Source organism: Tepidiphilus sp. J10, assembly GCF_006980785.1.
Classification (GTDB): domain Bacteria; phylum Pseudomonadota; class Gammaproteobacteria; order Burkholderiales; family Rhodocyclaceae; genus Tepidiphilus; species Tepidiphilus olei.
In genome coordinates, this window is record NZ_SBHP01000001.1 from 575,799 (window position 1) to 600,668 (window position 24,870).

Here is a 24,870-nt window from a genome sequence, read left to right on the forward strand (position 1 = left end):
TTTACGCAGAGGGAGCAACGTCGATGGATTCGATCCTGCTCGTATATTGCACGGTCCCCGACCTCAATACCGCGCGCTCGCTCGCCCGAACCCTGGTCGAAGAGCGGCTGGCTGCCTGTGTGAACCTCGTGCCGGGCTTGACGTCCTTTTACCGCTGGCAGGGCACGGTACAGGAAGACGCGGAGACGCTGCTGCTCATCAAAACCGCGGCGGCACGCCATCGCGCACTACAGGAACGTTTACGCGCCTTGCATCCTTATGAACTCCCGGAAATCATCGCGGTCTCAGTGTCGGCGGGCCTGCCTGCCTATCTGGAGTGGGTCGCCACGGAAACCCTCAACCCGCCCGAGGATCCCGCATGAGCCGTCTTCGTTCTCGGTTACGCCTGCCGTTTTTCCTGCTGTCTCTCGTCTTCCTGCTCGCGCCGCTCCCGGGTCGCGCCGCCGACCCCGTTCCACCGGAAGAAGCCTTCGTGCCCCACGCTTACCGTGCAGAAAACGGCACGATCGTCGTCGAATTCACGATTCGCGAGGGCTATTATCTCTACCGGGACAAACTGAGATTCACCGTCCTCTCCCCGCGAGAAACCCGCCTCTTGCCCGAACTGCCACCGGGCGAATCGAAGCAGGACGAGTTCTTTGGCGACGTTCAGATCTTCCGTAACCGACTCGGCTTGCCGCTGAGATACGAAGGCGAGGCGCCACAGCGCCTGCGTATCACCCATCAAGGCTGCTGGGACGGGGGAATCTGCTACCCACCAGTGATCTCCGACCTCGAAGTGGCCGCCACCCCGCCCGCCCCCAGCTTGTTGCAGCGTCTGCGTGGTGTCACGCCCGCCTCCACGCCAACCCAGGCTTCGGCCTCGATCGCAGCGGAGTCCACGCCACCTTCGAGCCCGCTGCCGGGCGACGAGAGCGGGCGGCTGGCACAAGCGCTCGCCGGCAGCCACTGGGCGCCCATGCTCGCCACGTTTTTCGGCCTGGGGCTGTTGCTCGCCTTCACGCCCTGCACCTTCCCCATGATCCCCATCATCTCGGGCATCATCGTTGGAAGCAAGGAGCACGTCTCGCGCGGACGGGCGTTCGGCCTGTCGCTCGCCTACGTCCTGGCCATGGCCGCCGTCTATGCCCTCGCGGGGGCGCTCGCGGGGCTGTCGGGCACGATGCTCTCGGCCGCCCTGCAGACGCCCTGGGTGCTGGGAGGCTTTGCGCTGGTGTTCGTGCTGCTCGCCCTATCGATGTTCGGCCTCTACGAGCTGCAGCTGCCGTCCTCCTGGCAGACCCGGCTCGATGCCGCCGCCGGGCGGCTGCCGGGCGGGCGTTATCTCGGGGTGGCCTTCATGGGGGCGATCTCGGCGCTGGTAGTCGGCCCCTGCGTGGCCGCGCCGCTCGCGGGCGCGCTGCTCTACATCGCCCGCACGGGGGACGCCTGGCTCGGAGGCTGGGCGCTCTTCGCCCTGGGATTGGGGATGGGGGCTCCACTCGTGGCGGTGGGCTTGGGCGCGCGTGAGCTGCTGCCGCGCTCCGGACCCTGGCTCAAAGGCGTGAAGCGCATCTTCGGCGTGCTGATGCTGGCGCTCGCTTGGTGGATCGTGCGGCCGGTGGCGCCGGATTGGCTATGGCTGCTCGGCTGGGCCCTGCTCGCGCTGGGCACCAGCGTCTTCCTGCATGCGCTCGATCCGCTGCCACCGCAAGCGCCGGCCATGCGGCGCCTGGGTAAGGCCCTGGGCCTTGCGCTTGCCACCTACGGCATCGTCGCCCTGGTGGGGCTGTTGGGCGGGGCGCGTGATCCCTTGCAGCCGCTCGCGCTGCGCCTCTCGGCTGCCTCTTCCGCCTCGGCGCCGGCGCAGCCGGTTCCCACCGTGCGCACGCTCGCCGAGCTGGAGTCGGCGGTGCGCGCGAGCGATCGCCCCGTGCTGGTCGACGTGCGGGCCGACTGGTGCATCTCCTGCCTGGAACTGGAGCGCGCCCTCGAAGACCCTCGCCTGCGCCCGCACCTCGCCGACGTGACCCGCCTCGGCGCGGACGTAACCGCCGCCGACGAATCCGCCCGCGCGCTGTTGCGCCGTTTCGAACTCTTCGGCCCGCCGGCCCTGCTCTTCTTCGCGCCCGGAGGAGAAGAGCATAGCGAGTTGCGCGTGGCAGGCTACCTCGGCCCCGATGAATTGCTGCCGCGATTCGAGCGCTGGCTGGGGCGTTAGCCGCCTTCGAGCATCGCGCGCAAGCGCGCAAGCCGCGCCTTGGCGTCTTCCTTGGCCACGGGTTCGTCGCGCCGCCGCATCTGCACCCCCTCGCCCATCTCGGCGATGAAACGCGAGGGCTCCACGCTGCGCCACTCCTTGCCCTCACGCCGGCGCTCACACCAGGTGATCGTCAGGCTGCGCTGCGCGCGCGTGATGCCCACGTACATCAGCCGGCGTTCTTCATCAAGACGTTCCTCCTCGAGGCTCGCCTGATGCGGCAGGATCCCCTCTTCCACGCCGACGAGGAAGACGTGCTTGAATTCCAGCCCCTTGGCCGCGTGCAGGGTGGCGAGCTGCACCGCGTCGGCATCGTCCTCGCCGTCGTCGAGCCGGGCGACGAGATTGAGCGTCTGCGCGAGCTCGAGCAGCGTCTTTCCTTCGTCCTCGCCCTTGCGTCCCACCCAGGCGGCAAAGTCGCGCAGCGAGCGCGCCCGGGTCTCGGCCTCACGCGCCTCGCCGTGCGTCAGATACCAGCCTTCGAGGTCGATCGCCGCAAGCAGCTCTTCGAGGAGTCGGGCGGCAGGCTCGCGTTCGGCCCGCCAGCGGAGCCGATCGAGGAATTCGGCGAAGGTACGCAGGGTCTGCAGCGCCGCGGCCGGCACGTGCGCCGCCGCGCCCTCCTCGCGCAGCGCTGCCGACAGGCTCAGGTGACGCAGGCCGGCGTAACGCGACAGGGCCTCGATGCTCGCCGGGCCGATGCCGCGCCGCGGCGTGGTGATGGCGCGCACGAAGGCCGGGTCGTCGTCCTCGTTGAGCAGTAGCCGCAGGTAGGCCATGACGTCGCGGATCTCGACGCGGTCGAAGTAGGATTGCCCCCCGGTGAGGGTATAGGGGATCTTGTGCTGGCGCAGGGCTTGCTCGAAGAGCCGCCCCTGGTGGTTGCTGCGATAGAGGATGGCATAGTCGCGCCAGCGGCCGCGGTGCTGGAAGCGGTGGGCGTCGAGCCGCGCCGCCACCCATTCGGCCTCGTGTTCGGGATCCCGACAGGCGTATACGCTGACCGGTTCGCCCTCGCCGTGCTCGGACCACAGACGCTTGTCGAAGAGCTTGTCGTTGTGCGCGATCAGAGCGTTGGCGGCGACGAGGATGCGGCGGCTGGAGCGGTAGTTCTGCTCCAGCTTGATGACGCGCAGCCGGGGGTAATCCTGCGCGAGCAGCCGCAGGTTCTCGACGTCGGCGCCGCGCCAGCCGTAGATCGCCTGATCATCGTCGCCCACGGCGGTGAAGGCTTCGCGCGGCCCGGCGAGCAGCTTCAGGAGCTCGTACTGGGTGCGGTTGGTGTCCTGGTATTCATCGACGAGGAGGTAACGCAGCCGGTTCTGCCAGCGCTCGCGCACCTCGGCCTCGCGCCGCAGCAGGCGCAGGGGCAGCAGGATCAGGTCGTCGAAGTCGACGGCGTGGTAGGCGCGCAGCGTGCGTTCGTAGTCGCGGTAGGCAGCGGCTGCGGCGGCGGCGAGCTCGTCGCCGGCGAGCTGCTCGGCCTCCTCCGGTTCGATCGCTGCGTTCTTCCATTGCGAGATGCGCCAGTGCAGCTGGCGCACGATGCCGCGCTCGGCCGCAGGCAGAAGTTCGGCGAGTACGTTCTGCGCGTCGGCCGGGTCGAGGATGGAGAAGCGCGGTTTGAGCCCGAGGTGCGGCGCCTCTTCGCGCAGCAGGCGCACGCCGAGCGCATGGAAAGTGCTCACGGTGAGCCCGCCGGGGAGCCGCCCTCCCAGGAGCGCCGCCACGCGTTCCTGCATCTCGCGGGCGGCTTTGTTGGTGAAGGTGATGGCGGCGATGTGCCGGGGGGCGAGCCCCACCTTTTGGATGAGGTGGGCGATCTTGTGCGTGATGACGCGCGTCTTGCCGCTACCGGCCCCGGCGAGCACCAGGCAGGGGCCGTCGAGGTGGGTGATCGCGCTTCGCTGTTCGGCATTCAAAGACATGAGCACGGAAAAATGAGGGTCCATCGGGAGACTGCAAAAAAACCGTCACGCCCGGCCGAAGGACGAGGCGCTCCGGGCACGGGATACAACACCCATCGAGGGTACGAGCGGGCAACCGAATACCGTACGCGACGCCGTGCAGGCGCGCAAAGGGCCATTTAGGGCTCCCGTGAGATTGTACCCTCGTGGGCTGGCGCCGCCTTACTGCTCTGCGCCTCTCGTACGAAATCATCGTGCGCAATCACATGGCAAGGCACCCGGCGTACCGAATTCAAGGCATCTCTCCGAGTAGGCGCAGGAGAACGCAAACGCGCAGCGCGTCATGCAGAGGATCCTCCCGTTGGCCGGTTTGCGCTGCACCGCAGGACAGGCTATCCTTAGGGAAACGCTGAAGAAATGAGCGAGCGGGATGAAGCGCAAGGCGCACGGAGCGCAGCGACCGAGACATATCGAGTGGATAGGCGAGGGAGCGAGCACCGCGCAACGCAGCGATTCGCCCGCGCAGCCAATTATTCAGCGTTTCCTTAGCACGACGAGGGCGGCGCACCGATCCCTGCCGCCTTCGCTTTTTTGCGACCCTTGCGGGAGGCTCCATGCGTAGCATTCTGTTTCCCATTACCGCTCTGATGCTCGGGGTGGCCTCGTTACTGCTCGGTACGGGGCTACTCAACTCTCTCATCGCATTGCGTGGAGGGCTCGAGGGGTTCAGCGATCAACTGCTGGGGCTGATGGGGTCGAGCTATTTCGTGGGGTTCTTCGCCGGCACCTGGATCACCCCTTACCTCATCCGGCGCATGGGACACATCCGGGCCTTTGCTTTTTTCTGCGCGACGATCACCGCCTGCGTGCTCCTGCACCTGCTTTACGTACATGCCGAAATTTGGATCGTGCTGCGCTTCCTCACTGGCGTGTCCATCGTCGGTTTCTATGCCGTGATCGAGAGCTGGCTCGGAGGGAGTGCCCCACCCGAGCGACGGGGCTTCATATTCGCCGTCTACATGATCGTCAATCTCGTGGCGCTTGGCTGTGCCCAGCTTTTCCTGCGCTGGAATAGCCCGGGCGTCTTCAACCTGTTCGCGGTCTCGGCCATCTTCGCGGTGCTGGCGATCTTGCCCGTGACGGCCACACGCTTACAGCCACCGGCCATCGTCGAAGTGGCGCGAATGTCCCTGCGCCGCCTGTGGTTGAGCGCCCCGGTCGCGGCCATGGGAGCCGTCTCCTCCGGCTTGGCGATGGGTTCATTCTGGACCCTCTCCGCAGCCTACCTCAACCGTTTGGGTTTGGGCAATGCCGAAATCGGCACTTTTCTCTCGCTCACCATCCTAGCGGGCGCCCTGTTCCAGTGGCCCATCGGTTGGCTTTCGGACCGTTTCGATCGCCGCCTCACCTTGGCCTGGGTCGGAGGGCTGGCCTGCATCACGGCCTGCCTGCTGGCGCTCGCACCCAGTCTGAAATTGCCCCTCTTGATGATGGGGCCGATCTTCGGTCTCTTCCTGCTCGCCGTCTATCCCATCGTGGTCGCGCATCTGGTCGATCATCTGCACCGCGACGAGATTCTCGCAGGCAACACGGCTTTGCTGATGTTGCATGGCATCGCCGCGGCGCTGGGCCCCTCGCTGGCCGGCTGGGCCATGACGGATTTCGGGCCGAACGCTTTCCCGGCCTTCCTCGCGGTGGCCCTCTTGCCGATGACGGTGCTCGCCGCACTGCAGTACCGCCGCAGCATGGACGTGATCGTCGAAGAACCGGCGCACTTCAAACCCATGGTACGTACTTCGCCCGCCGTCCTCGAACTGATGGCCGAAGCGGAACCCGCCCAGATGCAGGACACACCCATCCCCCGGGCAGACTCCCCCTCGACGGAAGAAGAGATCGCCGACGCTCGAGAAAACGCGCAAACGACCGAAGGCGCCCCATCCAGCAGTTCCGAGGAAACCGATGCCGAGCGCTCGAACCGTGAAACCGGCAACGAGGCCCCCGGGGCGACCGCTCGCCCCTCCTGATCGGATGGGAAAAACCGACGGAAACGGCGCGACTCAGGCCACGCCGGCCTCGTGCGCCTGACGATCGGCCCAGTAGGAGGAACGCACGAGCGGCCCGCAGGCAGCGTGCCTGAACCCCAGCGCGAGTGCCTCGCGCTCGAAGGCGGCGAAGGTCTCGGGTGGAACGTAACGCTCCACCGGCAGGTGTCCGGACGAAGGCTGCAGGTACTGGCCGATGGTGAGCATGTCGCAGCCGTGCGCCCGCAGGTCGCGCATCACCTGCACGATCTCCTCGTCGGTTTCGCCCAACCCGACCATCAGGCCAGACTTGGTCGCCACCTCGGGATGGCGCGCCTTGAATTCCGCCAACAGCCGCAAGGAATGGGCATAGTCGGCCCCGGGCCGCGCCTGGCGGTAGAGCCGGGGCACGGTTTCCAGGTTGTGGTTCATCACGTCGGGCAGATCCTGGGCGAAGGCTTCCAGCGCCGCCTCCAGCCGGCCGCGGAAGTCCGGCACCAGCACTTCGATGCGGGTGGAAGGCGAGTGTGCACGCACGGCGCGGATGCAGGCGGCGAAGTGCGCCGCGCCGCCGTCGCGCAGATCGTCGCGGTCGACGCTGGTGATGACCACGTAGCGCAGGCGCATGGCCGCCACCGTGTGCGCGAGATGCTCGGGTTCGGCCGGATCCGGCGGCAAGGGCTTGCCGTGGGCCACGTCGCAGAAGGGGCAGCGGCGCGTGCAGACGTCGCCCAGGATCATGAAGGTGGCCGTGCCCTTGCCGAAACACTCGTGGATGTTGGGGCAGGAGGCTTCCTCACACACGGTGTGCAGCTGATGGGCGCGCAAAGTGGCCTTGATTTGCTGGAAGCGCTCGGCCTCTTCACCCCCGGCCAGGCGCACGCGGATCCACTCGGGTTTGGGCAGCGGCGTCTTGGGGACGATTTTGATCGGGATACGGGCGGTCTTCTGGGCGCCACGGGCTTTCTCGGGTGCATCGACGGGTCGGTCCATGATCGGCTCCTTTCAGGGAGAGGGCGGGGCCCAGGGATCGGGAGTTTCGCTCCAGGCAAGCGGCCCGAGCCAGGTCTGCAGCGGATCGAGCAGCCGCTCGGCGGTCTCGCGCACGCTCCAATCGAGGCCATGATCGCGCAGGCGGGTGGTGGCGAGCCCCGCATGGCCACAGGGGTTGATGCCGGCAAAAGGCGAGAGGTCGAGGTCCACGTTGAGCGAAAGTCCGTGGTACGTGCAGCCATTCTTCACCCGTAGCCCCAGCGCGGCAATCTTGGCGCCGGCAAGGTAGACCCCGGGCGCCCCCTCGCGCCGTTCACCTTGCAGCCCGCAGCTGGCGAGCAGGTCGATCACGCTCTGTTCGATGTGATGCACCAGAGCGCGCACGCTCGAGCGCCGGCGGCGCAGGTCGAGGAGGAAATAAACGACGAGCTGACCCGGCCCATGGTAGGTGATTTGGCCGCCGCGGTCGATGTGCACCAGAGGAATGCCCGTGGCCCGCCCCTGGGGCAGCAGGTGCTCGGGACGGCCGGCGAGCCCCAGGGTATAAACCGGCTCGTGTTCGAGGCACCACAGCCGGTCGAGGGTATCAGGCCCGCGCTCGGCGGTGGCGCGCTGCATTGCGCGCCACACCGGCTCGTAAGGCTGCCGGTCGAGCCAGAAAACCGGCGTGCAGCTCACCAGCTCTTGATCCACAACACCAGCGCATCCCAGGCACGACCGAACCAGCCCGCTTGCGGCACGTCGTCGAGCGCCACCGCCGTGAGCGTGGTGAGCGGTTTGCCCTCGACGCTCACTTCTACCTTGCCCACCGGCTGCCCCTTGCTCACCGGCGCGAGGAGCGGCTCCTCGCCGATGAAGCGCGCCTCGGCGTGCTTGACGTCTTCACGCGGCAGGGTCAGCACCACGTCGGTGGTAAAGCCCACCGGAATCTCGCGCTTGGCCCCTTTCCATACGCGCAGCGTGGCTACCGCCTGGTTGGCGTCGTAGAGTTTGACGGCGTCGAAGAACTGGAAGCCGTAATTGAGCAGCTTCAGCGACTCCTGCACCCGCACCTCGTCGGAGGGCGCGCCCAGCACCACGGCGATGAGCCGCCGTCCCTCGCGCCGAGCCGAGGAAGCCAGGCAATAGCCGGCAGAGGAGGTATGCCCGGTCTTGATCCCATCGACGCTGGGATCGAGCCAAAGCAGGCGATTACGGTTGGGCTGACGGATGCCGTTGAAAACGTACTCCTTTTCCGAATAGAGGGCGTAGAACTGCGGAAACTCTTCGATGATGGCACGCGCGAGGAGCGCGATGTCGTGCGCACTCATGTAGTGCTGCGGATCGGGCATGCCGGTCGAATTCATGAAATGCGAGTTCTTCAGGCCGAGTTTCTTCGCCGCATCGTTCATGAGGGCGGTAAAAGCCTCTTCGCTGCCGGCGACCGCCTCGGCCAGGGCCACGGAAGCGTCGTTCCCCGACTGGATGATCATGCCGCGCAGCAGCTCTTCCACCGTAGGCGTCATCTTGGGGTCGATGAACATGCGCGAGCCCCCCATCTTCCACGCCGTCGTGGACACTGGAATTTGCTGCTCCAGCTCGAGCCGCCCGTCACGCAGTGCGCCGAACACGACATAGGCGGTCATGAGTTTGGTGATGGAAGCCGGCTCGGCCGGCTGATCGGCATCCTTGCTAGCGAGCACCTCGCCGGTGCGGGCATCGATCAACACCCACTGCCGGGCATTGAGCGTGATGGGCGGCACCGCCGCCTGCGCTACCGTGACCCAACACGCGATGAACAGGACACACCAAACCTGAATCGAACGAACGAACCTCACGTCCCAACTCCTGAATCGCTTCGAGAAGCGTCCCATTATACGCGGCGGCTCAGGGGGCGGTCACCAAGAAAGCACTGCCGCCCAGGCGCGCCGTGACGATCCGGGCCGCCGCGCGCGCCGCCGCCTCGTCGGCGAACGGCCCGACCCAGACCCGGATTTTGTCCGTGGCCGGAATCACGTGCAGATCGACTTCCGGCAACAACGTAGCGGCGTGCCTCCGGAAGGAATCCGCATTGTCGGCCAAGGCAAAAGCGCCCAACTGGAGATAATAGCCCGGGGCCGGAGAACGACGTTCGTCCGCAACCGGCTCGAGGGGCTCCATCGCCACCACCGCTTTGCTCGAATCTGGCTGCTCGAGCGCAGACCCTGGCGCAGCCGACGACACGGAGACGATGGGTGCGTCGTTCCGCGACGACGACGTTCGCTCTTCCCCCTGCAACCGCGCTGACAGCACACGCGCCACCACCAGCGCTGGCCCAGCCTCGGCGCCGCGCGCGCGTATGGCCTCGCCCCGCGCCTCGGCCAAGCGGATTTCCTCGGGCAGGATCAGCTCCACCTCCACGCTGGTCGTACCCTGGTTGACGAAACCGAGTCGATCCGCCGCAGCAAAGGAGAGATCGATGAGTCGATCAGACACGAAAGGGCCGCGATCGTTCACCCGCACGATCACCTGACGGCCGTTGGAGAGATTGGTCACTCGAGCATAACTGGGGAGAGGGAGCGTCTTGTGTGCGGCCGTGAAGGAATACATGTCGTAGCGCTCCCCCGTGGCCGTGGGCTGGCCATGGAACTGACGGCCGTACCACGAAGCCACACCGATCTCACGATAGGGAGCGAAATCGGTCATGGGAAAATAGGTGCGGCCGAGCACGGTGTAGGCGCGCGCGTTGGCCGGACGCAAAGGTTCGATGCGCGGAACCGGTTCTTCCCCAGTGACCAAGGCGCCCCCCGTTTCCACGAGCGAGGAGCGCTTCGTCCGTGGAGCAGTGCCGCAGGCCGCCAGCCCCAGGGCGACGAGGAGCAGCACACCGGTCACGCGCCATCTCGTTCCTGATGTCATACCCCTCTCCGCTGGCCGGAAAAACCACCGCGAGGCGCCGATCGGACCGCTGCACTCAAGAGCAATCCCAGCCCCGTGGCGAGCGTCACCAGAGCCGTGCCGCCATAGCTGATGAAGGGCAAAGGCACTCCTACCACCGGCAACATGCCACTGACCATCGCCACGTTCACGAAGACATAGACGAACGTGGTCCCCACCACCGCGCCGCCCAGCAGCATCCCCGGCCACGATGGGCTCCTGATGGCGAGCCACGCACCGCGCAGCAGCAGCGCGGTATATACACTCAATAATAGCGCGACACCGAAGAATCCGAACTCCTCGGCAAGCACCGCAAAAATGAAATCGGTGTGGCGCTCGGGAACGAAGGAGAGTTGGGATTGCGTGCCCTCGCGCCATCCCTTGCCCCAAGCGCCCCCCGAACCGATGGCGATCGTGGCCTGGATCGTGTGAAAACCTTTACCGAGAGGGTCCCGGTGCGGATCGAGCAAGGTGCACACGCGCTGTCTCTGATATTCGTGTAGCATTGGCCATTCCACGCCGGGCGCACACCAGCGATCTCCTTGCACGAGGAGCGCACCGATCCCGACGGCCAAGGCCAACACGAGCGGCACGATGAACCGCCATGAAAACCCGGCGAAGAAGAGCACGAATCCCCCGGCCGCCACCACGAGGATGGTCGTACCCAAGTCCGGCTCTTTCAGGATCAAGATTGCGGGAATCGCCAAGAGCATCAGCGCCACGACATGATCCCACCACGCGAGCGAATGCCGTCGCAACGCAAAATACCAGGCAAGCATCATCGGCGCCGCCAGTTTCATCAGCTCGGAAGGCTGGATGCGAACCACCCCCAGGTCGAGCCATCGCGTAGCCCCTTTGGTCGTCTCGCCGAAGAGGAGCACCGCCAGCAGCAGGAGGACACCGAGGAGATACAACGGCAAGGCCAGGCGCAGCCACCAGCGAAACGGGACCAGCGCCGCCGTCAAGAGCGCGGCCAGTGCCAGCGCCTGGTGCCCCCACAAGGTCCCGACCCGCTCGGGCGATGCGCTCATCAACACCACTTGCCCGGCGGCAAAGAGCAGTAGCACGCAGACGAGCAGAGGGAAATCCCAGCGTCGCATCGCGTGGGCGATCATCACGAGCCAATACGCCTTCTTCATCATTTTTCCTTTCCACCGGCAACGGAAAAATGATAATCAAATATTTGGCGCATCAGCGGCGCCGCCGTCCTGCCTCCCGGCCCTCCGTTCTCCACGATGATCGCGGCGACGATGCGCGGCTCTTCGGCCGGGGCGAAGGCGATGAACCACGAATGATCGAGTAGATCTTCGTCCGTGGCGTCGGGGTCGTACTTGCGCCCCTGCAGGGAGAATACCTGTGCCGTTCCCGTTTTCCCGCCCAGGGAATAGGCTGCGCCGGCAAACGCGCGCGCCGAGGTGCCGATGCGCGCGCCATCGACCATTGCCCGCAGCACGGCATCGACGTGCGCGGGATCGAGCTTGACGAAACCGGTCACTTCACCGGCGACGGGAACACGCTCCCCCGTGAGTGGATCGATCGAAGCCGCCAGCACATGCGGCTTGCGTATCACGCCGCCATTGACGAGGATGCTCAAGGCGTGGGCCATCTTCAAGGGCGTGTAGGCATTGTACCCCTGGCCGATCGCGGTAGAAAGCGTTTCGCCACCAAACCACTGCTGCTGATTCGCTTGGTTGAATCGCTGCCTTTTCCACTCGCGCGAGGGCAGCACGCCTGCCGCCTCTCCCGGCAGGTCGATTCCGGTACGTCGCCCGAACCCTAGCTGCTCCATGAAAGCACTGATGGCATCGATCCCCAGCTCGTTGCCCAGCGAGTAGAAATACACGTTGCAAGAGAAAGCCAGCGCCCGGTGCAAATCGACGCCACTTTGACAATTCCGCTTGCGGTCGTACAGTCTCACGCCGGAGTACTCGAACATCCCTTGCCGATCGAAGCGCTGGCCCGGTTGCCGACTCCCCGAGGCCAGACCCAGCATCGCCATGAAGGGCTTGAAGGTCGAACCAGGCGGGTAGGTACCGCGTAGCGCGCGATTGAACAGGGGTTTATCATCGCTCAGCGCGAGCCGTTCCCAGTCGGCCTGCGTCAAGCCACCGAGAAACAGGTTCGGGTCGAAAGACGGAGAAGAGACCATGGCGATCACGCCTCCGTCGCGCGGATCGAGCGCGACGAAAGCCCCGCGCCGCCCGGCAAACGCCTCGAGCACGAAACGCTGCAGTCGCGCGTCGATCGTCAGCACCAGATCCCGGCCCCGCACCGCTTCCTGCCGCCCGAGCAAACGCACCGCCCGGCCTGCCGCATTCACTTCCAACAATTCCCAACCCGGGGTGCCATGAAGCAGCCGTTCGTACTGCGCCTCCACCCCTTCTTTCCCGATGCTCTCGGTACCCCGATAGATCCCCGTCAGCCCCTCGGCCTCGAGTCGCTCCTGTTCCTGCGCGTTGATCCGCCCGAGATAGCCGACCACGTGTGCCGTCACCTCCGCCTGCGGATACTCCCGAATGAGTCTGGCCTGCACTTCGACTCCGGGGAAGGCAAACTTCTTCGCGACGAAGCGCGCCACCTCCTCGTCGGAGAGATGCTGACGGATCACGACACTACCCAGACCGCGCTGATCACGCATCTGGCGCAGGAAGCGCTTGTGGTCACTCTCCTCGATGCGCACCACCTCGGAGAGACGCGCGATCGTCCCTTCGACATCCTTCACCTGGGCCGGATCGAGTTCCAGGGTGTAGGTGCGCACGTTACGCGCGAGGGCTTCGCCGCGCACGTCGAAAATCTGCCCGCGATGCGGCGCAATCGGCACGAAAGCCTGGCGATTGTCGTCAGCCAGGGTACGAAATCGCTCGTGCTCACCGATCTGCAGCTGGTACATGCGTCCGAGCAGCAGACCGAAACCGACCAGCATGACGACCACCAGCACCCACAGCCGACGGTGCGTACGCGCGATTTCCGATCCCTCCCCCAACGCGCTCTTGGGCATACGCACCTCAGGACAAAGACGCGGACCCGCCGGCACGCGCAGCGCGCCACTGCGGCCACAGCAGCCCATGGCTCAAGATCGGCCACAAGAGGACGAGGGTCACGGCGGATCCAAAATATCCCCACCCGGGCCAATCTCCGCCCGCAACCAGACGTACCGCGGCCTGCAAGGCCAGCGCCAACGACCACAACGGCAACAACAGCAGGGCCTGCCCCCAAGCACCAAACCACAGGATGCGTGCGGCACGGCGCTGGGCCAGATAAACCACCCACACGAAAGCGAGCGCCTCCTGCCCCAAGGCCGCGCCTCGCCCGACGTCGAGCATCACGCCCAAGGTGAACGCCGCGCCCACGCCCACCCGCTGCGGATCGCGCAATGCCCAGAACGTAAGCACCGCCATAGTCATCTCGGGCCAAAACCCGCCTCCCCCCTTGGGAATGAGATCCCAGAAGAAGGCGAGTGCCAGCGTGCTCAGAATGAAGCGCAGCCGCGGCGGCTGCAGTACGCGGGTCGTACGGGACGATTCGTGCATCAAGCCCCCTCCCCTGGCTCCCCTTTGGGCGGGATCCGCTCGACCACCAGCAAATGCCGGCGGCGTTCCCCGAACGACGTCGGCCGACAAACGATGCGCAAAAAGACTCCTCCGGCGTCTACCGACACCACCTGGGCCACGGGAATTCCCGGGGGAAACACGCCATCGAGGCCGGAGGTGACGAGCACGTCGTCGGTGCGGACGTCGGCCTCGACCAACAGATGACGCAATTCGAGATAACCGTCGCCCAGGCCATAGACCACGCCACGTAATCCGTTGCGCTGTACCATCACGGGGATTGCATGATCGCGCTGAGTGATCAGCGTCACCTCCGACACCAGCGGTTGGGTACGCGTCACCTGACCGACGAGGCCCTCGGCATCGACCACCGCCAATCCCGGCCGTACGCCGGCGTTCGCCCCGCGATCGACGACGATGCGCCGACTGAAGGGATCGGGCGCGTCGTACAAGACCTCGACTCCGATCCGACGCAATTCGAAGCGCCTGGCCATGCCCAGGAGGCGCCGCAACTCGGTGTTCTCCGCCTCCAGAGCCGCCAGGGTCGCCGCTCGCAGACGGTCTTCCATTTCGATGCGTCGCAGGCGTGCATTTTCCGCTTGTACCTCGGCGAGGGTAGCGAAATAGATCGACCCATCGACCACGAGCTTCACCGGCCAGTGCGCCGCCTCCTGTACGGGGCGCAACACCACAGAGATCGCGTCGCGCACCACGTCCAATGCGCCGAAACGCAGGTCGAGCACCAGCAGCGACACGGCAGCCAGCGTCGCCAACCCCAAGCGCTGCCCGGGCGACATCGTCCGATGAAAGCGCGGGACGTTGGGCGAATCGCCGAGCGGGGAATTCATCGCGCTCCCCCGGTGCGTGGGGTCATTCCGTGGCGAAGAGGGTGTCGAGCATGTCGACCTTTTCCAGCGCCATGCCGCAGCCACGGGCCACGCACGTGAGCGGGTCTTCGGCCACGATCACCGGCAGCCCCGTCTCTTCCTGGATCAAGCGATCGAGATCGCGCAACAGGGCCCCGCCGCCCGTGAGCACGATGCCGCGCTCGGCGATGTCGGAACCCAATTCCGGCGGCGTCTGCTCCAGGGCGATCTTGATCGCCGAGACGATTTGATTCAAGGGATCGGCGATCGCCTCCCGAATCTCGTTCGAGGAAACGGTGAAGCTACGCGGAATCCCCTCGGCCAGGTTGCGCCCCTTGACTTCCACTTCGAGCACTTCGGGGGAAGGAAAGGCGATCGCCACCTGCTTCTTGATCAATTCGGCCGTTGCCTCTCCGATCAACATGCCGTAATTGCGCCGAATGTAGTTGACGATCGCATCATCGAATTTATCGCCCCCCACCCGGATCGAACCCGAGTACACCATCCCGCCCAGGGCGATCACGCCGACTTCCGTGGTCCCCCCGCCGATGTCGACCACCATGGAGCCCGTTGCCTCGGCCACCGGCAATCCCGCACCGATCGCCGCCGCCATCGGTTCTTCGATGAGGAACACCTTACTCGCGCCGGCGGCGAGCGCCGCGTCGCGGATGGCGCGGCGCTCGACTTGAGTCGAACCACAGGGAACGCAGATGATGATGCGAGGGCTAGGCGAGAGCAGGCTGGACGCGTGTACTTTCTTGATGAACTGCTTGATCATCTGCTCGGTGACCACGAAGTCGGCGATCACGCCGTCTTTCATCGGCCGGATCGCCTGCAGGTTTCCCGGCGTTTTGCCCAGCATCTGCTTGGCCGTCTGCCCAACGGCCTGGATCACCTTCTTCCCCGAGGAAGGATCGACGCGGATCGCCACCACCGAAGGCTCGTTGAGCACGATACCGCGCCCCCGCATATAGATGAGCGTATTGGCCGTCCCCAGGTCGATCGCCAGATCGTTGGAGAACAAAGAGCGCAAAAAACCGAACATGTTGAGTCCTCGAGAAACGCAATATTCGCGGAAATGAGGGTGCCACCGAGGCGGCAGCCCGAGCCCCAGCAGCGCAGGACCGCCATCACCTGCCCGAGCAAGTCCCGAGGGCGCATCGAAGAACCCACTGCGCAACTACATGGCGGCGTTGCGCGATGCTCGACGACTCACCCTTCTCGGCGAGATGTCTCGCACCCTGCGCACCGGGCGCCTTGCCCTACAAGCGCGCAACGGCTTTTCGAGGCACCCTTGAGACTTTGCGGCCGACGGCACGGCAAAACGACCACGATTATGATACTCTACAATGCTTTGGACGCGACAGAGACTGCCGTATGCCCGCCATCGATCTCGACCGCATCGCCGAGCTCGCCCGCATCGAATTGACTCCCGACAGCGCCGCGGCGTTCCGCGCCGACCTCGAACGGGTCCTCGCCCTCGTGGATCGGCTACAAGCCGTCGACGCCACCGGGGTGGCCCCCATGAGCCATCCGCTCGATTTGCCCCAGCGCCTGCGCGAGGACATCGTCACCGAACCGGATCAGCGCGACGCCCTGCTCGCCCTCGCGCCCGCGGCCGAAAACGGCCTTTATCTCGTACCCAAGGTGATCGAATGAGCGCAGAACGGCTCCTCACCTCCTCTCTGCGCGAGCTCGCTGCCGCCCTCGCCGAGGGGCGCATCCGCGCCGAAGCCTTGGCCGAGGCGGCGCTCGAACGCGCACAAAGTCTACAGGAACGGCTCAACGCCTTCATCACCCTCACCCCCGAGTCGGCGCTCGCGGCCGCGCGTGCCGCCGACGAGCGACGCCGCGCCGGAAACGTCTCGTTACTCTCTGGTATCCCGCTCGCGCACAAAGACCTCTTCTGCACCCGGGGCGTGCGCACCACCGCCGCCTCGCGCATGCTCGCCGAGTTCGTCCCCCCTTACGACGCCTTCGTGGTCGAACGGCTGGCCGATGCCGGAGCCGTGAGCATCGGCAAGACCAACCTCGACGAATTCGCCATGGGCTCGGCGAACGAACACTCCCACTTCGGCCCCTGCTGCAATCCCTGGGATACGAGCCGCATCGCCGGCGGCTCCTCGGGCGGCTCGGCCGCGGCCGTGGCCGCCGGTATCGTGCCCGTGGCCACCGGCACCGACACCGGCGGCAGCGTGCGCCAGCCGGCCGCCATGTGCGGCGTCACCGGCATCAAGCCGAGCTACGGGCGGGTGAGCCGCTACGGCATCATCGCCTACGCCTCCTCGCTCGATCAGGCCGGCGTGATCGCGCGCAGCGCCGAAGACTGCGCGCTCGCCCTCACGGCCATCGAAGGCTTCGATCCGCGCGACTCCACCTCGCTCGATCGACCGGCCGAAGACCATGTCGCGGCACTCACCGCCGCCGACGGGCGACTCGACGGGCTGCGCCTGGGCCTGCCGCGCGAATTCTTCGCCGTCGAGGGGCTCGACGCCGACGTGCGCCGCGCCGTCGAATCGGCCGCCCGCATTTACGAATCCCTGGGCGCGCGCCTGGTCGACGTGTCCCTGCCGCGCGCCGAACTCGCCATTCCCGCCTACTACGTCATCGCCCCGGCGGAAGCCTCGAGCAACCTCGCCCGCTACGACGGCGTGCGCTACGGTTACCGCGCTCCCGACTATGCCGACCTCGACGACATGTACCGCAAGACGCGCGCCCAAGGCTTCGGCGACGAAGTCAAGCGTCGCATCCTCGTCGGCACCTACGTGCTCTCGCACGGCTACTACGACGCCTATTACCTGCAGGCGCAAAAACTGCGTCGTCTGATCGCCGAAGACTACCGCCAAGCCTTCGACTCCTGCGACCTCATCCTCGCCCCCACCGCCCCGACCACCGCTTGGCGCCTGGGCGAGAAGGGTCATGATCCAGTGCAGGAATACCTGCAGGACATCTATACCATCGGGGCCAACCTCGCCGGGCTGCCGGCGCTGTCGCACCCCTGCGGGTTCGATGCGGCAGGGCTGCCCATCGGCTGCCAGCTCATCGGCCCCTATCTCGCCGAAACGCGGCTGCTGCTCGCCGCCCACGCCTTCCAGGGAAAAACCGACTGGCACCGCCAGCTACCGCCGCTCTAAACCCCACGGAACCGCCATGAACCGCACCGACTGGGAAATCGTCATCGGCCTCGAGATCCACGCGCAGCTCACCACGCGCAGCAAGATCTTCTCCGGGGCTTCCATCGCCTTCGGCGCCGAACCCAATCGCCAGGCGTGCGCCATCGACGTGGCCCTGCCCGGCACGCTGCCCGTGCTCAACCGCGGCGCCGTCGAGCGTGCCATCCGCCTCGGGCTGGCGATCGAGGCCGAGATCGCCGAGCGCAGCGTGTTCGCGCGCAAAAACTACTTCTATCCCGATCTGCCCAAAGGCTACCAGATCAGCCAGTACGAGCTGCCGGTGGTGAAAAACGGCACGCTCACCATCCAGGTAGGCGAAGGGGACTCCGCCTACGAGAAAACCGTGCGCATCACTCGCGCGCACCTCGAAGAGGACGCCGGCAAGAGCCTGCACGAAGACTTCCACGGCATGACCGGAATCGACCTCAACCGCGCCGGCACGCCGCTGCTCGAGATCGTCTCCGAGCCCGACATGCGTTCGGCCGAAGAGGCGGTGGCCTACGCCCGCGCGTTACACGCCCTGGTTCGCTGGATCGGGGTGTGCGACGGCAACATGCAGGAAGGCTCGTTTCGCATCGACGCCAACGTCTCGGTGCGCCCCAAGGGCGAGACGCGCCTGGGCACGCGGCGCGAGATCAAGAACCTCAATTCCTTCCGCTTCCTGCAGCAGGCGATCGACTACGAAGTCCGCTGGCAGATCGAAACGCTGGAGGAAGGCGGCACCGTCCAGCAGGCCACCGTGCTCTTCGACCCCGAGCGCGGCGAGACCCGCGTGATGCGCACCAAGGAAGATGCGCACGACTACCGCTACTTCCCCGATCCCGATCTCCTGCCGCTCGTCATCGACCGTGCCTGGATCGAAGAGATCCGGGCGAATCTGCCCGAGCTGCCGCAGGCGCTGCGCCGCCGGTTGGTGGAAGAACACGGCCTCACCCGCTACGATGCCAACCTCCTCACGGCAAGCAAAGAACTGGCCGACTACTATCTGGCCGCCGTCGCCGCGGCCGGTCAGTCGCTCGCCAAACCCTGTGCCAACTGGATCCTCGGCGAGCTCGCCGCCAAGCTCAACCGCGGCGGGCTCGAGATCGGCGAGAGCCCCGTGCGGCCAACACACATCGCCGCCCTGGTGCAGCGCGTGCACGACGGCACGATCTCGCACGCCGGGGCAAAAAAAGTGTTCGAGGCGCTATGGACCGGTGAAGGCCAGGACGTCGACGCGATCATCGAGACACAGGGACTCAAGCAGGTGAGCGACGAGAGCGCCCTGGAATCCCTGGTGGATGCAGCGATCGCCGCCAATCCGAAATCGGTCGAGGAATTCCGCGCCGGCAAGGAGAAGGCCTTGAACGCCCTCGTCGGCCAGGTGATGAAAGCCTCGCGCGGAGCGGCCAATCCGCAACGCGTGACCGAACTGCTGCGCCGTAAGCTCACCGGCTGAGGATTTCTTGCCCGCGCGCGAACCCGAAAAACCATCCGGGTAATCGGCTAAAATGCCCTCTCCGTCGGTATCGTAGAGAGACCAGCCATGCAGGATACGATCGAAGCCATCGATGAGCGCTTGCGACACCTGCTCGCCGTCTCTCCCGACCCGGCGCCGCCCGCCGCCGAATTCGAACTGCTGGCCGACAGCCTCCTAGGCTACGAATTTTCTACCTTGAGCCAGCTCGTCGACCGTGCCGATCTACTGCGCACGGCGCTACATCGCGTCGGCTGGCCGCGCCGCGCTCCTCCCGTGCGCGAATCCCCCTACCTGAAAGCGTGGGGCAAACTGATCAAGATCTACACCAAGGCAACGAAACACCCTGCCACCATTCCCTCCTCGCCCTACAGCGCACACGCCCATGAACGGCAGAGCTGGTGCCTGCTGCGCATGATGCTCATCTTCTGGTTCGAACTCACCCGCATACCCGATACGCTCTGGGGTGGATTGCACCAAGCATTCCTGCGGGCCGAGCGAGCCAACGTCGCCAATCGGCGCATCGACGATGGTCTCTTCGGCACGCCCGCTCGCCTCAGCTGCCGCGAAGTGCACCACGCGGCCGCGCTCATTCACCTCGCCAACCCCAATGCACTTCCCATGTCGATGCTGCCGCGGGTCGTGACGTTCGCCCTCGAGTTGGCGCCCTACGCCCAATTCGTCCCGCCCGAGTGGCTCGATCGGGTCGACGATCGCTACGGAATCGATCTCGCCGGCAATTCCCCTCCCATTCCCGCGCTGGCTCTCGCCGACGCCAAGATTTTGCGCCTCTATGATGCCGGCGCGCTGATTCCCAAGGTTTATGAACGTCTCGCCCAACCCGGCCTGCCGACCGATGAGCGCCTGCTACTCGAGACGCTGTCACAACGCTGGACGGGGGAGCCCCCCAAACGGCAGGAGCCTCGTGCACCGAGCAGCGAAGGACTACACGTGGTCAGCGACTGGCCAGCGATCTATTTCTATTTCACGGGGCATCCATTCGAACCACCCACGGCGGTGTCGGTACGCCGCACTTTCGAGGAAGCACAACGCATCCAGCTCTTCGGCGGCACCCTCAGCGAGGTCGACCTCACCGAGCGCGAGCGCGAAAAGAATGAACTCCTCTACTCCCCCCACCTCAGCCAGTGGGACGCGATGGACCGCAGCCCCAAAGGGTGGCGCATCCGCCGCAGCGGCGCGCGCAGCGAGCTCACTCGCTGGCCGCCGGGGCGACTGATTCTCGTGCGCAAAAGCCCCAAAGTCTACGGCGGCATGCTCGCCCGCGTGCGCTGGCGCCAGGCCACGTTCGACGGCGAAATCCACCTCGGACTCGAGCAGATTCCAGGCATCCCCCGCCCCACGGCGGTACAACACTTTCCCGTGGTGGGCGCCCCGCCCAGCCCCTGGCATCCCGCTTTCTGGTTCTCCGACACGACACGCGGCGACGAAGGCACGCACCGCCTGCTCGCCCCGCTGGAAATCGGCACCGACACCAAGCTCATCAATCTGTGGGTCGACCACAAAACGCGAGGTGCCCGCGTCCAAGAAGTCCTCGAAAAAGGCGAGGACTATATCCTCCTTTCATTCTTCTGGATCGATCCCGTCATCCTCTGATCGATTCGCTTCGCTCCGACGCCAGCGTGTGGCAGGAAAGCGCAGCCGGAACTCGCTCCCCTGCCCCAGCGTGCTCTCGATGAGGAGTCGCGCCCCGTGGCGTTGCGCCACGTGGTTGACGATCGCCAACCCCAGTCCGGTCCCCCCGCGATCACGAGAGCGCGCCCGGTCGACCCGGTAGAATCGCTCCGTGAGCCTCGGCAGGTGCTCCGGAGCGATGCCGATCCCGGTGTCGCGCACGAACAGCTCTCCTTCTGCGTTTTTCACGCTGCGCGCGCCGATCACCACCCGTCCCGGTGCCGGGGTGTAGCGCACCGCGTTGAGGGCGAGATTGCCCAAGGCCGATTCCAACTCCGTGCGCACTCCCAGGATCGCGCAAGGTTCCGGCGGCAGAGACACCTCCACCGTCAGACCATCCGGCGCCACGCTTCTGGCCTGGGTCGCTACCGTCTCCAACAGCTCGGCCACCTCCACCCAGCGTGCCGGTGCAGGCTGTGTGCCCTCGAGTTGCGCCAGCGTCAGAAGATCCTCCACCAGCCGCTGCATGCGCACTGCCTGAGCATGGACCTGCTCCAGATAGCCCGACACCGAAGGAGGAAGTGGCATCTGCGCATCCAGCGCCATCTCGAGGTAGCCACGCACGATGGTGAGCGGCGTGCGCAGCTCGTGCGAGACGTTGGCGACGAAGTCGCGCCGCATCCGCTCGAGCCGCATCGCCTCGGTGCGATCCTCGACGAGCAGCAGCGCCTCCCCTTCTTCGAGTGGCACCCACTGTAGGCGGCAGTAGAGCGCCTCACCGCGCCGGGGTACTTCACCGGTGAAACCAGCCTCGCCCGCCGCGCGGATGCGTTCGACCCAACGCGGCTCGGGCAGAAAGAGCGCCAAGGGCTGCCCTGCATGCAAACGGGGCTGCAATTGCAGCAATTCCTCGGCGCGACGGTTGAGCCTACGGATCGTTCCATCGTCGCGCAACCATACGACCCCGACCGGCAGGCGATCCCAGGCCGCGATCAGGCGCTCCCGGTCGCGCCGTGCCGCCTCCACCCGACGTCGCCACACCCGCTCCTGCGCCCGCAACGGCTCGAGTATCAGGCGCGACCGTGCGGACACCTCCTCCAAGGGTCTCCCGGAAAACGCCTGCTCCAGAACCTCGGCAAATTCGCGCTCGAGCCGCCACCATGCCCAGCCCAGGCCGAGCACGAGCACCCCCAACCCCGCCTGCCAGGAAAAGAAGGAAACCGGCACCACGAGCGCCCCAACGCCAAGCAATCGCCGCCACGCAAAGCGCCCATGCCGCCGCAGGCGCTGCGCCGTTTTCATGCTTCCTGCGCCATCTGCACCGAGAATCGATATCCTGCTCCGCGCACCGTCTGGATCAGACCCGCGAGACCATGAGGTTCGAGCGCTGCACGCAGGCGGCGCACGTGCACATCCACCGTGCGCTCCTCGACGAAGACGTGATCCCCCCAGACGCGATCGAGCAGCTGAGAGCGGCTATGCACCCGTTCCGGATGGGTCATGAGAAAATGCAACAAGCGAAATTCGGTCGGGCCCAGCGCCACGACCCGACCTTGCACCAGCACCCGCCGCGCCGCCGGATCGAGTTTCAATCCGCCCGCTTCGAGCACCTCCTCGCCCACCTCCGGCCGGCGCCGGCGCAGCACCGCCCGGATGCGCGCCACCAGCTCGCGGGGCGAAAAAGGCTTGGTCACGTAGTCGTCCGCCCCGGCCTCCAGCCCGAGCACCTTATCCACTTCTGCCCCACGCGCCGTGAGCAGGATGAGCGGCAGAGCCCGGGTCCGCTCCTCTCGCCGCAAACGCCGCACCAGTTCGATGCCCGACAGCCCCGGCAGCATCCAATCGATGAGCATCAAATCCGGCAAGGCTTCGCCGATCAAGCGCAATGCACTTTCCGCGTCGGCCGCGCGCAGCACGTGAAATCCCGCTTGCTCCAGATTCACCGCGATCAATTCCAGGATCGCCGGCTCGTCCTCGACCACCAGCACGTTGGCCCCCATGCTCCCTCCGCTTGCCTGAAGAACGTTGCCGTTATATCGCGAAATGGTGACGGTTTCGTGACATTTTCGGGCCTCTCCCTGTTCCCTTGCCCTCGAACGAAGCATCTTCCGCCCCAAGATGGCGCAAGGGGCACCCTGCGCCTGCCCGCAAGCCACGGCCAAACGGGAAAAAACGCTTGGCACCCTTCTTGCTTTCCAAGGCATGGCCCTTTCACCGGAGACTGCCATGAAAACCCCTCTGCTTCCCCTCACCGCCACCCTGGCCATGCTCGGCGCCTCTTTGGCCCATGCCGAAGACACGGCCAAGAGCCCCTTTGCGCTCAGTTTCAGCCTCGGGGCCACCAGCGACTACATGTTTCGTGGCGTATCGCAGACGCAAAACGAGCCCGCCGTCCAGGGTGGCCTCGAATTGGCGCACGACAGCGGATTCTACGTCGGACTGTGGGGCTCGAACGTCGATTGGGTAGAGGCGGGCGGCTACAAAAAGAACAACAGCCTCGAAGTGGACCTCTATGGCGGCTTTCGCGGCAGCTTCGCCGACTCGTTCGGCTATGACTTCGGCATCATCACCTACTACTATCCCGGCGACAAAATCTCGGGGGCGGTCGACCCGGACACTACCGAAGTCTACGTCGGCCTGTCCTGGAAAACGGTGGCGCTCAAGTACTACCACACGGTGTCCGACCACTTCGTCGGCTGGACCACCGACGATGGCGACGACACCCGCGGCAGCTACTACCTCGATCTCTCGGCCAGCTATGACCTGGGCGGAGGCTGGAGTGTGCTCGGCCACGTCGGGTACCAGGACGTGAAAGACAACGACGAAGCCTCATATACCGACTGGAAACTCGGCGTAAGCAAGGATCTCGGCTTCGGCGTCGCCACCCTGGCCTACACCGACACCGATGCCAGCAAATCCGCCTATACCTGGGACGGCGAAGAGGTGGCCGATGCCAGAGTAGTTCTTTCGTTCCAAAAAAGCTTTTGATCAACACCCCCTCGCCCATCGTTTGTGGCAACGTCCGGTCGAGGGGGCATGAACAATCAAGCAGGATCGGGACGAAACCATGATCGACGCCAGCGACCCCGAATTCATTCGACTACTCGCCCGACTCAAACTCAGCGTCCGTCGTCAGCTGGAATACAACATCGATCTGGCACGGCTGCAAAAAGACGCACAACAAGCCTTGGAGGTGCTGAAGGAAATCGAGGATATGGCCGAGGATGAAGAACTCCTTGCACTCATTCTCCGGCTGAGAGCGATAATAATGCAAAATTCATCAAAAGACGTCTTGGAAAAGGAGAAAATCGCCGATCCTTCTGTCGAGAAAAATTCTTCCAACGTGCGCTCTTACCGATTTGGCGCACGGGGTGGATGAGCGCCAACCTCAGAGATCGAGCCGCTCGAACCACGCCTGCATCACCGCTGCGGCTGCCTGCTGCAATCCCGCTTCCTGCGCCCGCGCCTGGCGGCGTAGCTCGTCCGGACGCAGACCGCAGGCCCGGATCTCATCGATGTTGCCGATGAGCCAGCGCTCGAGTCGAGAAGGGGCGACTTCGAGGTGGAATTGCCAGGCCATCGCGTGATCCTCCACCATGAACGCCTGGTTAGGGCACAGCGGCGTTCGCGCGAGGCTCTGCACGCCGTCGGGTAGATCGAAGACGTCGCCGTGCCACTGCAGTACGGGCTGCGCGCCGATCCGGGCGATGGGCGTGCCAGCAGCCGCCGGAGTAAGTTCGAGCGGGAAATAGCCCAGTTCTTTCGTTCCCATGGGTCGCACCCGCGCCCCCAGGGCACGGGCCATGAGCTGCGCTCCGAGGCAGATACCCAGCGTGGGCCGCTGCGCATCCAGCCGCGCCCGGATCCAGCGCACTTCCTCGGCAAGGAAAGGGAAATCATCGTCGTCCTCGGCGCCGAGCGGGCCGCCGAGTACCACCAGCAGGTCGGGGGCGAGCGCATCCCAGCCGCAGAGCTCGTCGAGACCGAGGTCGATATAGCGCACTCGCCAGCCGCGCCACACGAGCCACGGCTCGAGCAGACCCAAGTCTTCGTAAGCGACGTGCCGCAGCGCCACGGCCAGCGGCGGGGCGCGTCGTGCGCCGGATTCGTTCTTCGTCATGTTCGTCCTCCCGAGGGAAC

At 65.6% G+C, this 24,870-nt stretch carries 22 protein-coding genes; 9 read left to right on the forward strand and 13 right to left on the reverse strand.

The window, feature by feature from the left end; genetic code table 11:
• The first annotated feature begins 23 nt into the window (after window positions 1–23).
• Together cutA and dsbD are read left to right on the forward strand one after the other, a co-directional pair.
• Complete coding sequence (cutA, locus tag EPD81_RS02850; protein WP_142803897.1) at window positions 24–362, forward strand: divalent-cation tolerance protein CutA; 339 nt, start codon at window positions 24–26, stop codon at window positions 360–362.
• The gene (dsbD, locus tag EPD81_RS02855; RefSeq protein ID WP_142803898.1) at window positions 359–2,200 is read left to right on the forward strand and encodes a protein-disulfide reductase DsbD; all 1,842 of its coding nucleotides are present in this window, start codon (window positions 359–361) and stop codon (window positions 2,198–2,200) included. The genes cutA and dsbD overlap by 4 nt, the downstream gene beginning before the upstream one ends.
• Here the strand turns inward: dsbD and EPD81_RS02860 are convergent.
• Window positions 2,197–4,167, reverse strand: coding sequence for a UvrD-helicase domain-containing protein (locus tag EPD81_RS02860; protein ID WP_142804253.1), 1,971 nt, complete (start codon window positions 4,165–4,167; stop codon window positions 2,197–2,199). The two genes, dsbD and EPD81_RS02860, sit on opposite strands and share 4 nt — an antisense overlap.
• 593 nt (window positions 4,168–4,760) lie before the next feature.
• Here EPD81_RS02860 and EPD81_RS02870 point away from each other — a divergent pair.
• On the forward strand, window positions 4,761–6,170 hold the full coding sequence (locus tag EPD81_RS02870; RefSeq protein WP_142803899.1) for an MFS transporter: 1,410 nt from the start codon (window positions 4,761–4,763) through the stop codon (window positions 6,168–6,170).
• A 33-nt stretch (window positions 6,171–6,203) separates the two neighbouring features.
• Here EPD81_RS02870 and lipA read toward each other — a convergent pair whose 3' ends face one another.
• Genes lipA through EPD81_RS02915 form a run of 9 tightly spaced genes read right to left on the reverse strand, consistent with a single transcriptional unit; the run spans window position 6,204 to window position 15,514 of the window.
• Window positions 6,204–7,160, reverse strand: a complete 957-nt coding sequence (gene lipA, locus EPD81_RS02875; protein ID WP_142803900.1) for a lipoyl synthase — start codon at window positions 7,158–7,160, stop codon at window positions 6,204–6,206.
• A gap of 12 nt (window positions 7,161–7,172) precedes the next feature.
• The gene (gene lipB / locus EPD81_RS02880) at window positions 7,173–7,853 is read right to left on the reverse strand and encodes a lipoyl(octanoyl) transferase LipB (protein ID WP_221929177.1); all 681 of its coding nucleotides are present in this window, start codon (window positions 7,851–7,853) and stop codon (window positions 7,173–7,175) included.
• Complete coding sequence (locus EPD81_RS02885; RefSeq protein ID WP_206673354.1) at window positions 7,835–8,977, reverse strand: D-alanyl-D-alanine carboxypeptidase family protein; 1,143 nt, start codon at window positions 8,975–8,977, stop codon at window positions 7,835–7,837. The genes lipB and EPD81_RS02885 overlap by 19 nt, the downstream gene beginning before the upstream one ends.
• Before the next feature lie 49 nt (window positions 8,978–9,026).
• Complete coding sequence (locus EPD81_RS02890) at window positions 9,027–10,037, reverse strand: septal ring lytic transglycosylase RlpA family protein (RefSeq protein ID WP_142803902.1); 1,011 nt, start codon at window positions 10,035–10,037, stop codon at window positions 9,027–9,029.
• A complete protein-coding gene (gene rodA, locus EPD81_RS02895) occupies window positions 10,034–11,197 on the reverse strand; it encodes a rod shape-determining protein RodA (protein ID WP_142803903.1) in 1,164 nt (387 codons plus the stop codon). Before rodA ends, EPD81_RS02890 begins: the two co-directional genes overlap by 4 nt.
• Window positions 11,194–13,053 carry a penicillin-binding protein 2 gene (gene mrdA / locus EPD81_RS02900; protein WP_185955331.1) on the reverse strand — a complete coding sequence of 620 codons (1,860 nt, stop codon included), beginning with the start codon at window positions 13,051–13,053 and terminating at the stop codon, window positions 11,194–11,196. The genes rodA and mrdA overlap by 4 nt, the downstream gene beginning before the upstream one ends.
• 7 nt (window positions 13,054–13,060) lie before the next feature.
• Window positions 13,061–13,585: a rod shape-determining protein MreD gene (gene mreD, locus EPD81_RS02905; protein WP_142803905.1), complete on the reverse strand. Its 525-nt coding sequence runs from the start codon at window positions 13,583–13,585 to the stop codon at window positions 13,061–13,063.
• Window positions 13,585–14,451 (reverse strand): rod shape-determining protein MreC, encoded by an 867-nt coding sequence (mreC, locus tag EPD81_RS02910; protein WP_142803906.1) that lies wholly within the window; start codon window positions 14,449–14,451, stop codon window positions 13,585–13,587. Before mreC ends, mreD begins: the two co-directional genes overlap by 1 nt.
• 22 nt (window positions 14,452–14,473) lie before the next feature.
• Complete coding sequence (locus EPD81_RS02915; RefSeq protein WP_142803907.1) at window positions 14,474–15,514, reverse strand: rod shape-determining protein; 1,041 nt, start codon at window positions 15,512–15,514, stop codon at window positions 14,474–14,476.
• 332 nt (window positions 15,515–15,846) lie between these two features.
• On the opposite strand from EPD81_RS02915, the gene gatC reads away from it, so the two are divergent.
• From gatC to EPD81_RS02935, 4 genes are all read left to right on the forward strand, one after another.
• Window positions 15,847–16,128 carry an Asp-tRNA(Asn)/Glu-tRNA(Gln) amidotransferase subunit GatC gene (gene gatC / locus EPD81_RS02920; RefSeq protein WP_142803908.1) on the forward strand — a complete coding sequence of 94 codons (282 nt, stop codon included), beginning with the start codon at window positions 15,847–15,849 and terminating at the stop codon, window positions 16,126–16,128.
• Complete coding sequence (gene gatA / locus EPD81_RS02925) at window positions 16,125–17,603, forward strand: Asp-tRNA(Asn)/Glu-tRNA(Gln) amidotransferase subunit GatA (protein ID WP_142803909.1); 1,479 nt, start codon at window positions 16,125–16,127, stop codon at window positions 17,601–17,603. The genes gatC and gatA overlap by 4 nt, the downstream gene beginning before the upstream one ends.
• A gap of 16 nt (window positions 17,604–17,619) precedes the next feature.
• Window positions 17,620–19,080, forward strand: coding sequence for an Asp-tRNA(Asn)/Glu-tRNA(Gln) amidotransferase subunit GatB (gene gatB / locus EPD81_RS02930; protein WP_142803910.1), 1,461 nt, complete (start codon window positions 17,620–17,622; stop codon window positions 19,078–19,080).
• Between the two features lie 87 nt (window positions 19,081–19,167).
• Window positions 19,168–20,712, forward strand: coding sequence for a hypothetical protein (locus EPD81_RS02935; RefSeq protein WP_142803911.1), 1,545 nt, complete (start codon window positions 19,168–19,170; stop codon window positions 20,710–20,712).
• Here EPD81_RS02935 and EPD81_RS02940 read toward each other — a convergent pair.
• A complete protein-coding gene (locus EPD81_RS02940) occupies window positions 20,680–22,032 on the reverse strand; it encodes an ATP-binding protein (protein WP_142803912.1) in 1,353 nt (450 codons plus the stop codon). The genes EPD81_RS02935 and EPD81_RS02940 overlap by 33 nt on opposite strands.
• Complete coding sequence (phoB, locus tag EPD81_RS02945; RefSeq protein ID WP_142803913.1) at window positions 22,029–22,730, reverse strand: phosphate regulon transcriptional regulator PhoB; 702 nt, start codon at window positions 22,728–22,730, stop codon at window positions 22,029–22,031. Before phoB ends, EPD81_RS02940 begins: the two co-directional genes overlap by 4 nt.
• Before the next feature lie 226 nt (window positions 22,731–22,956).
• Between phoB and EPD81_RS02950 the strand changes: the two genes are divergently transcribed.
• Both EPD81_RS02950 and EPD81_RS02955 read left to right on the forward strand, forming a co-directional pair.
• Window positions 22,957–23,718: a TorF family putative porin gene (locus EPD81_RS02950; RefSeq protein WP_142803914.1), complete on the forward strand. Its 762-nt coding sequence runs from the start codon at window positions 22,957–22,959 to the stop codon at window positions 23,716–23,718.
• Window positions 23,719–23,797: 79 nt separating this feature from the next.
• On the forward strand, window positions 23,798–24,109 hold the full coding sequence (locus tag EPD81_RS02955; protein ID WP_141056122.1) for a hypothetical protein: 312 nt from the start codon (window positions 23,798–23,800) through the stop codon (window positions 24,107–24,109).
• 9 nt (window positions 24,110–24,118) lie between these two features.
• On the opposite strand, the gene EPD81_RS02960 is transcribed toward EPD81_RS02955, so the two are convergent.
• Window positions 24,119–24,850 (reverse strand): glutamine amidotransferase, encoded by a 732-nt coding sequence (locus EPD81_RS02960; RefSeq protein WP_142803915.1) that lies wholly within the window; start codon window positions 24,848–24,850, stop codon window positions 24,119–24,121.
• Window positions 24,851–24,870 lie beyond the last annotated feature (20 nt).

Bases quoted from the DNA above. Each gene is read 5' to 3' on its own strand.
- cutA (WP_142803897.1), top strand. From the start codon at position 24: ATGGATTCGATCCTGCTCGTATATTGCACGGTCCCCGACCTCAATACC.
- dsbD (WP_142803898.1), top strand. From the start codon at position 359: ATGAGCCGTCTTCGTTCTCGGTTACGCCTGCCGTTTTTCCTGCTGTCT.
- EPD81_RS02860 (WP_142804253.1), bottom strand. From the start codon at position 4,167: ATGTCTTTGAATGCCGAACAGCGAAGCGCGATCACCCACCTCGACGGC.
- EPD81_RS02870 (WP_142803899.1), top strand. From the start codon at position 4,761: ATGCGTAGCATTCTGTTTCCCATTACCGCTCTGATGCTCGGGGTGGCC.
- lipA (WP_142803900.1), bottom strand. From the start codon at position 7,160: ATGGACCGACCCGTCGATGCACCCGAGAAAGCCCGTGGCGCCCAGAAG.
- EPD81_RS02890 (WP_142803902.1), bottom strand. From the start codon at position 10,037: ATGACATCAGGAACGAGATGGCGCGTGACCGGTGTGCTGCTCCTCGTC.
- rodA (WP_142803903.1), bottom strand. From the start codon at position 11,197: ATGATGAAGAAGGCGTATTGGCTCGTGATGATCGCCCACGCGATGCGA.
- mrdA (WP_185955331.1), bottom strand. From the start codon at position 13,053: ATGCCCAAGAGCGCGTTGGGGGAGGGATCGGAAATCGCGCGTACGCAC.
- mreD (WP_142803905.1), bottom strand. From the start codon at position 13,585: ATGCACGAATCGTCCCGTACGACCCGCGTACTGCAGCCGCCGCGGCTG.
- mreC (WP_142803906.1), bottom strand. From the start codon at position 14,451: ATGAATTCCCCGCTCGGCGATTCGCCCAACGTCCCGCGCTTTCATCGG.
- EPD81_RS02915 (WP_142803907.1), bottom strand. From the start codon at position 15,514: ATGTTCGGTTTTTTGCGCTCTTTGTTCTCCAACGATCTGGCGATCGAC.
- gatC (WP_142803908.1), top strand. From the start codon at position 15,847: ATGCCCGCCATCGATCTCGACCGCATCGCCGAGCTCGCCCGCATCGAA.
- gatA (WP_142803909.1), top strand. From the start codon at position 16,125: ATGAGCGCAGAACGGCTCCTCACCTCCTCTCTGCGCGAGCTCGCTGCC.
- gatB (WP_142803910.1), top strand. From the start codon at position 17,620: ATGAACCGCACCGACTGGGAAATCGTCATCGGCCTCGAGATCCACGCG.
- EPD81_RS02935 (WP_142803911.1), top strand. From the start codon at position 19,168: ATGCAGGATACGATCGAAGCCATCGATGAGCGCTTGCGACACCTGCTC.
- EPD81_RS02940 (WP_142803912.1), bottom strand. From the start codon at position 22,032: ATGAAAACGGCGCAGCGCCTGCGGCGGCATGGGCGCTTTGCGTGGCGG.
- phoB (WP_142803913.1), bottom strand. From the start codon at position 22,730: ATGGGGGCCAACGTGCTGGTGGTCGAGGACGAGCCGGCGATCCTGGAA.
- EPD81_RS02950 (WP_142803914.1), top strand. From the start codon at position 22,957: ATGAAAACCCCTCTGCTTCCCCTCACCGCCACCCTGGCCATGCTCGGC.
- EPD81_RS02955 (WP_141056122.1), top strand. From the start codon at position 23,798: ATGATCGACGCCAGCGACCCCGAATTCATTCGACTACTCGCCCGACTC.
- EPD81_RS02960 (WP_142803915.1), bottom strand. From the start codon at position 24,850: ATGACGAAGAACGAATCCGGCGCACGACGCGCCCCGCCGCTGGCCGTG.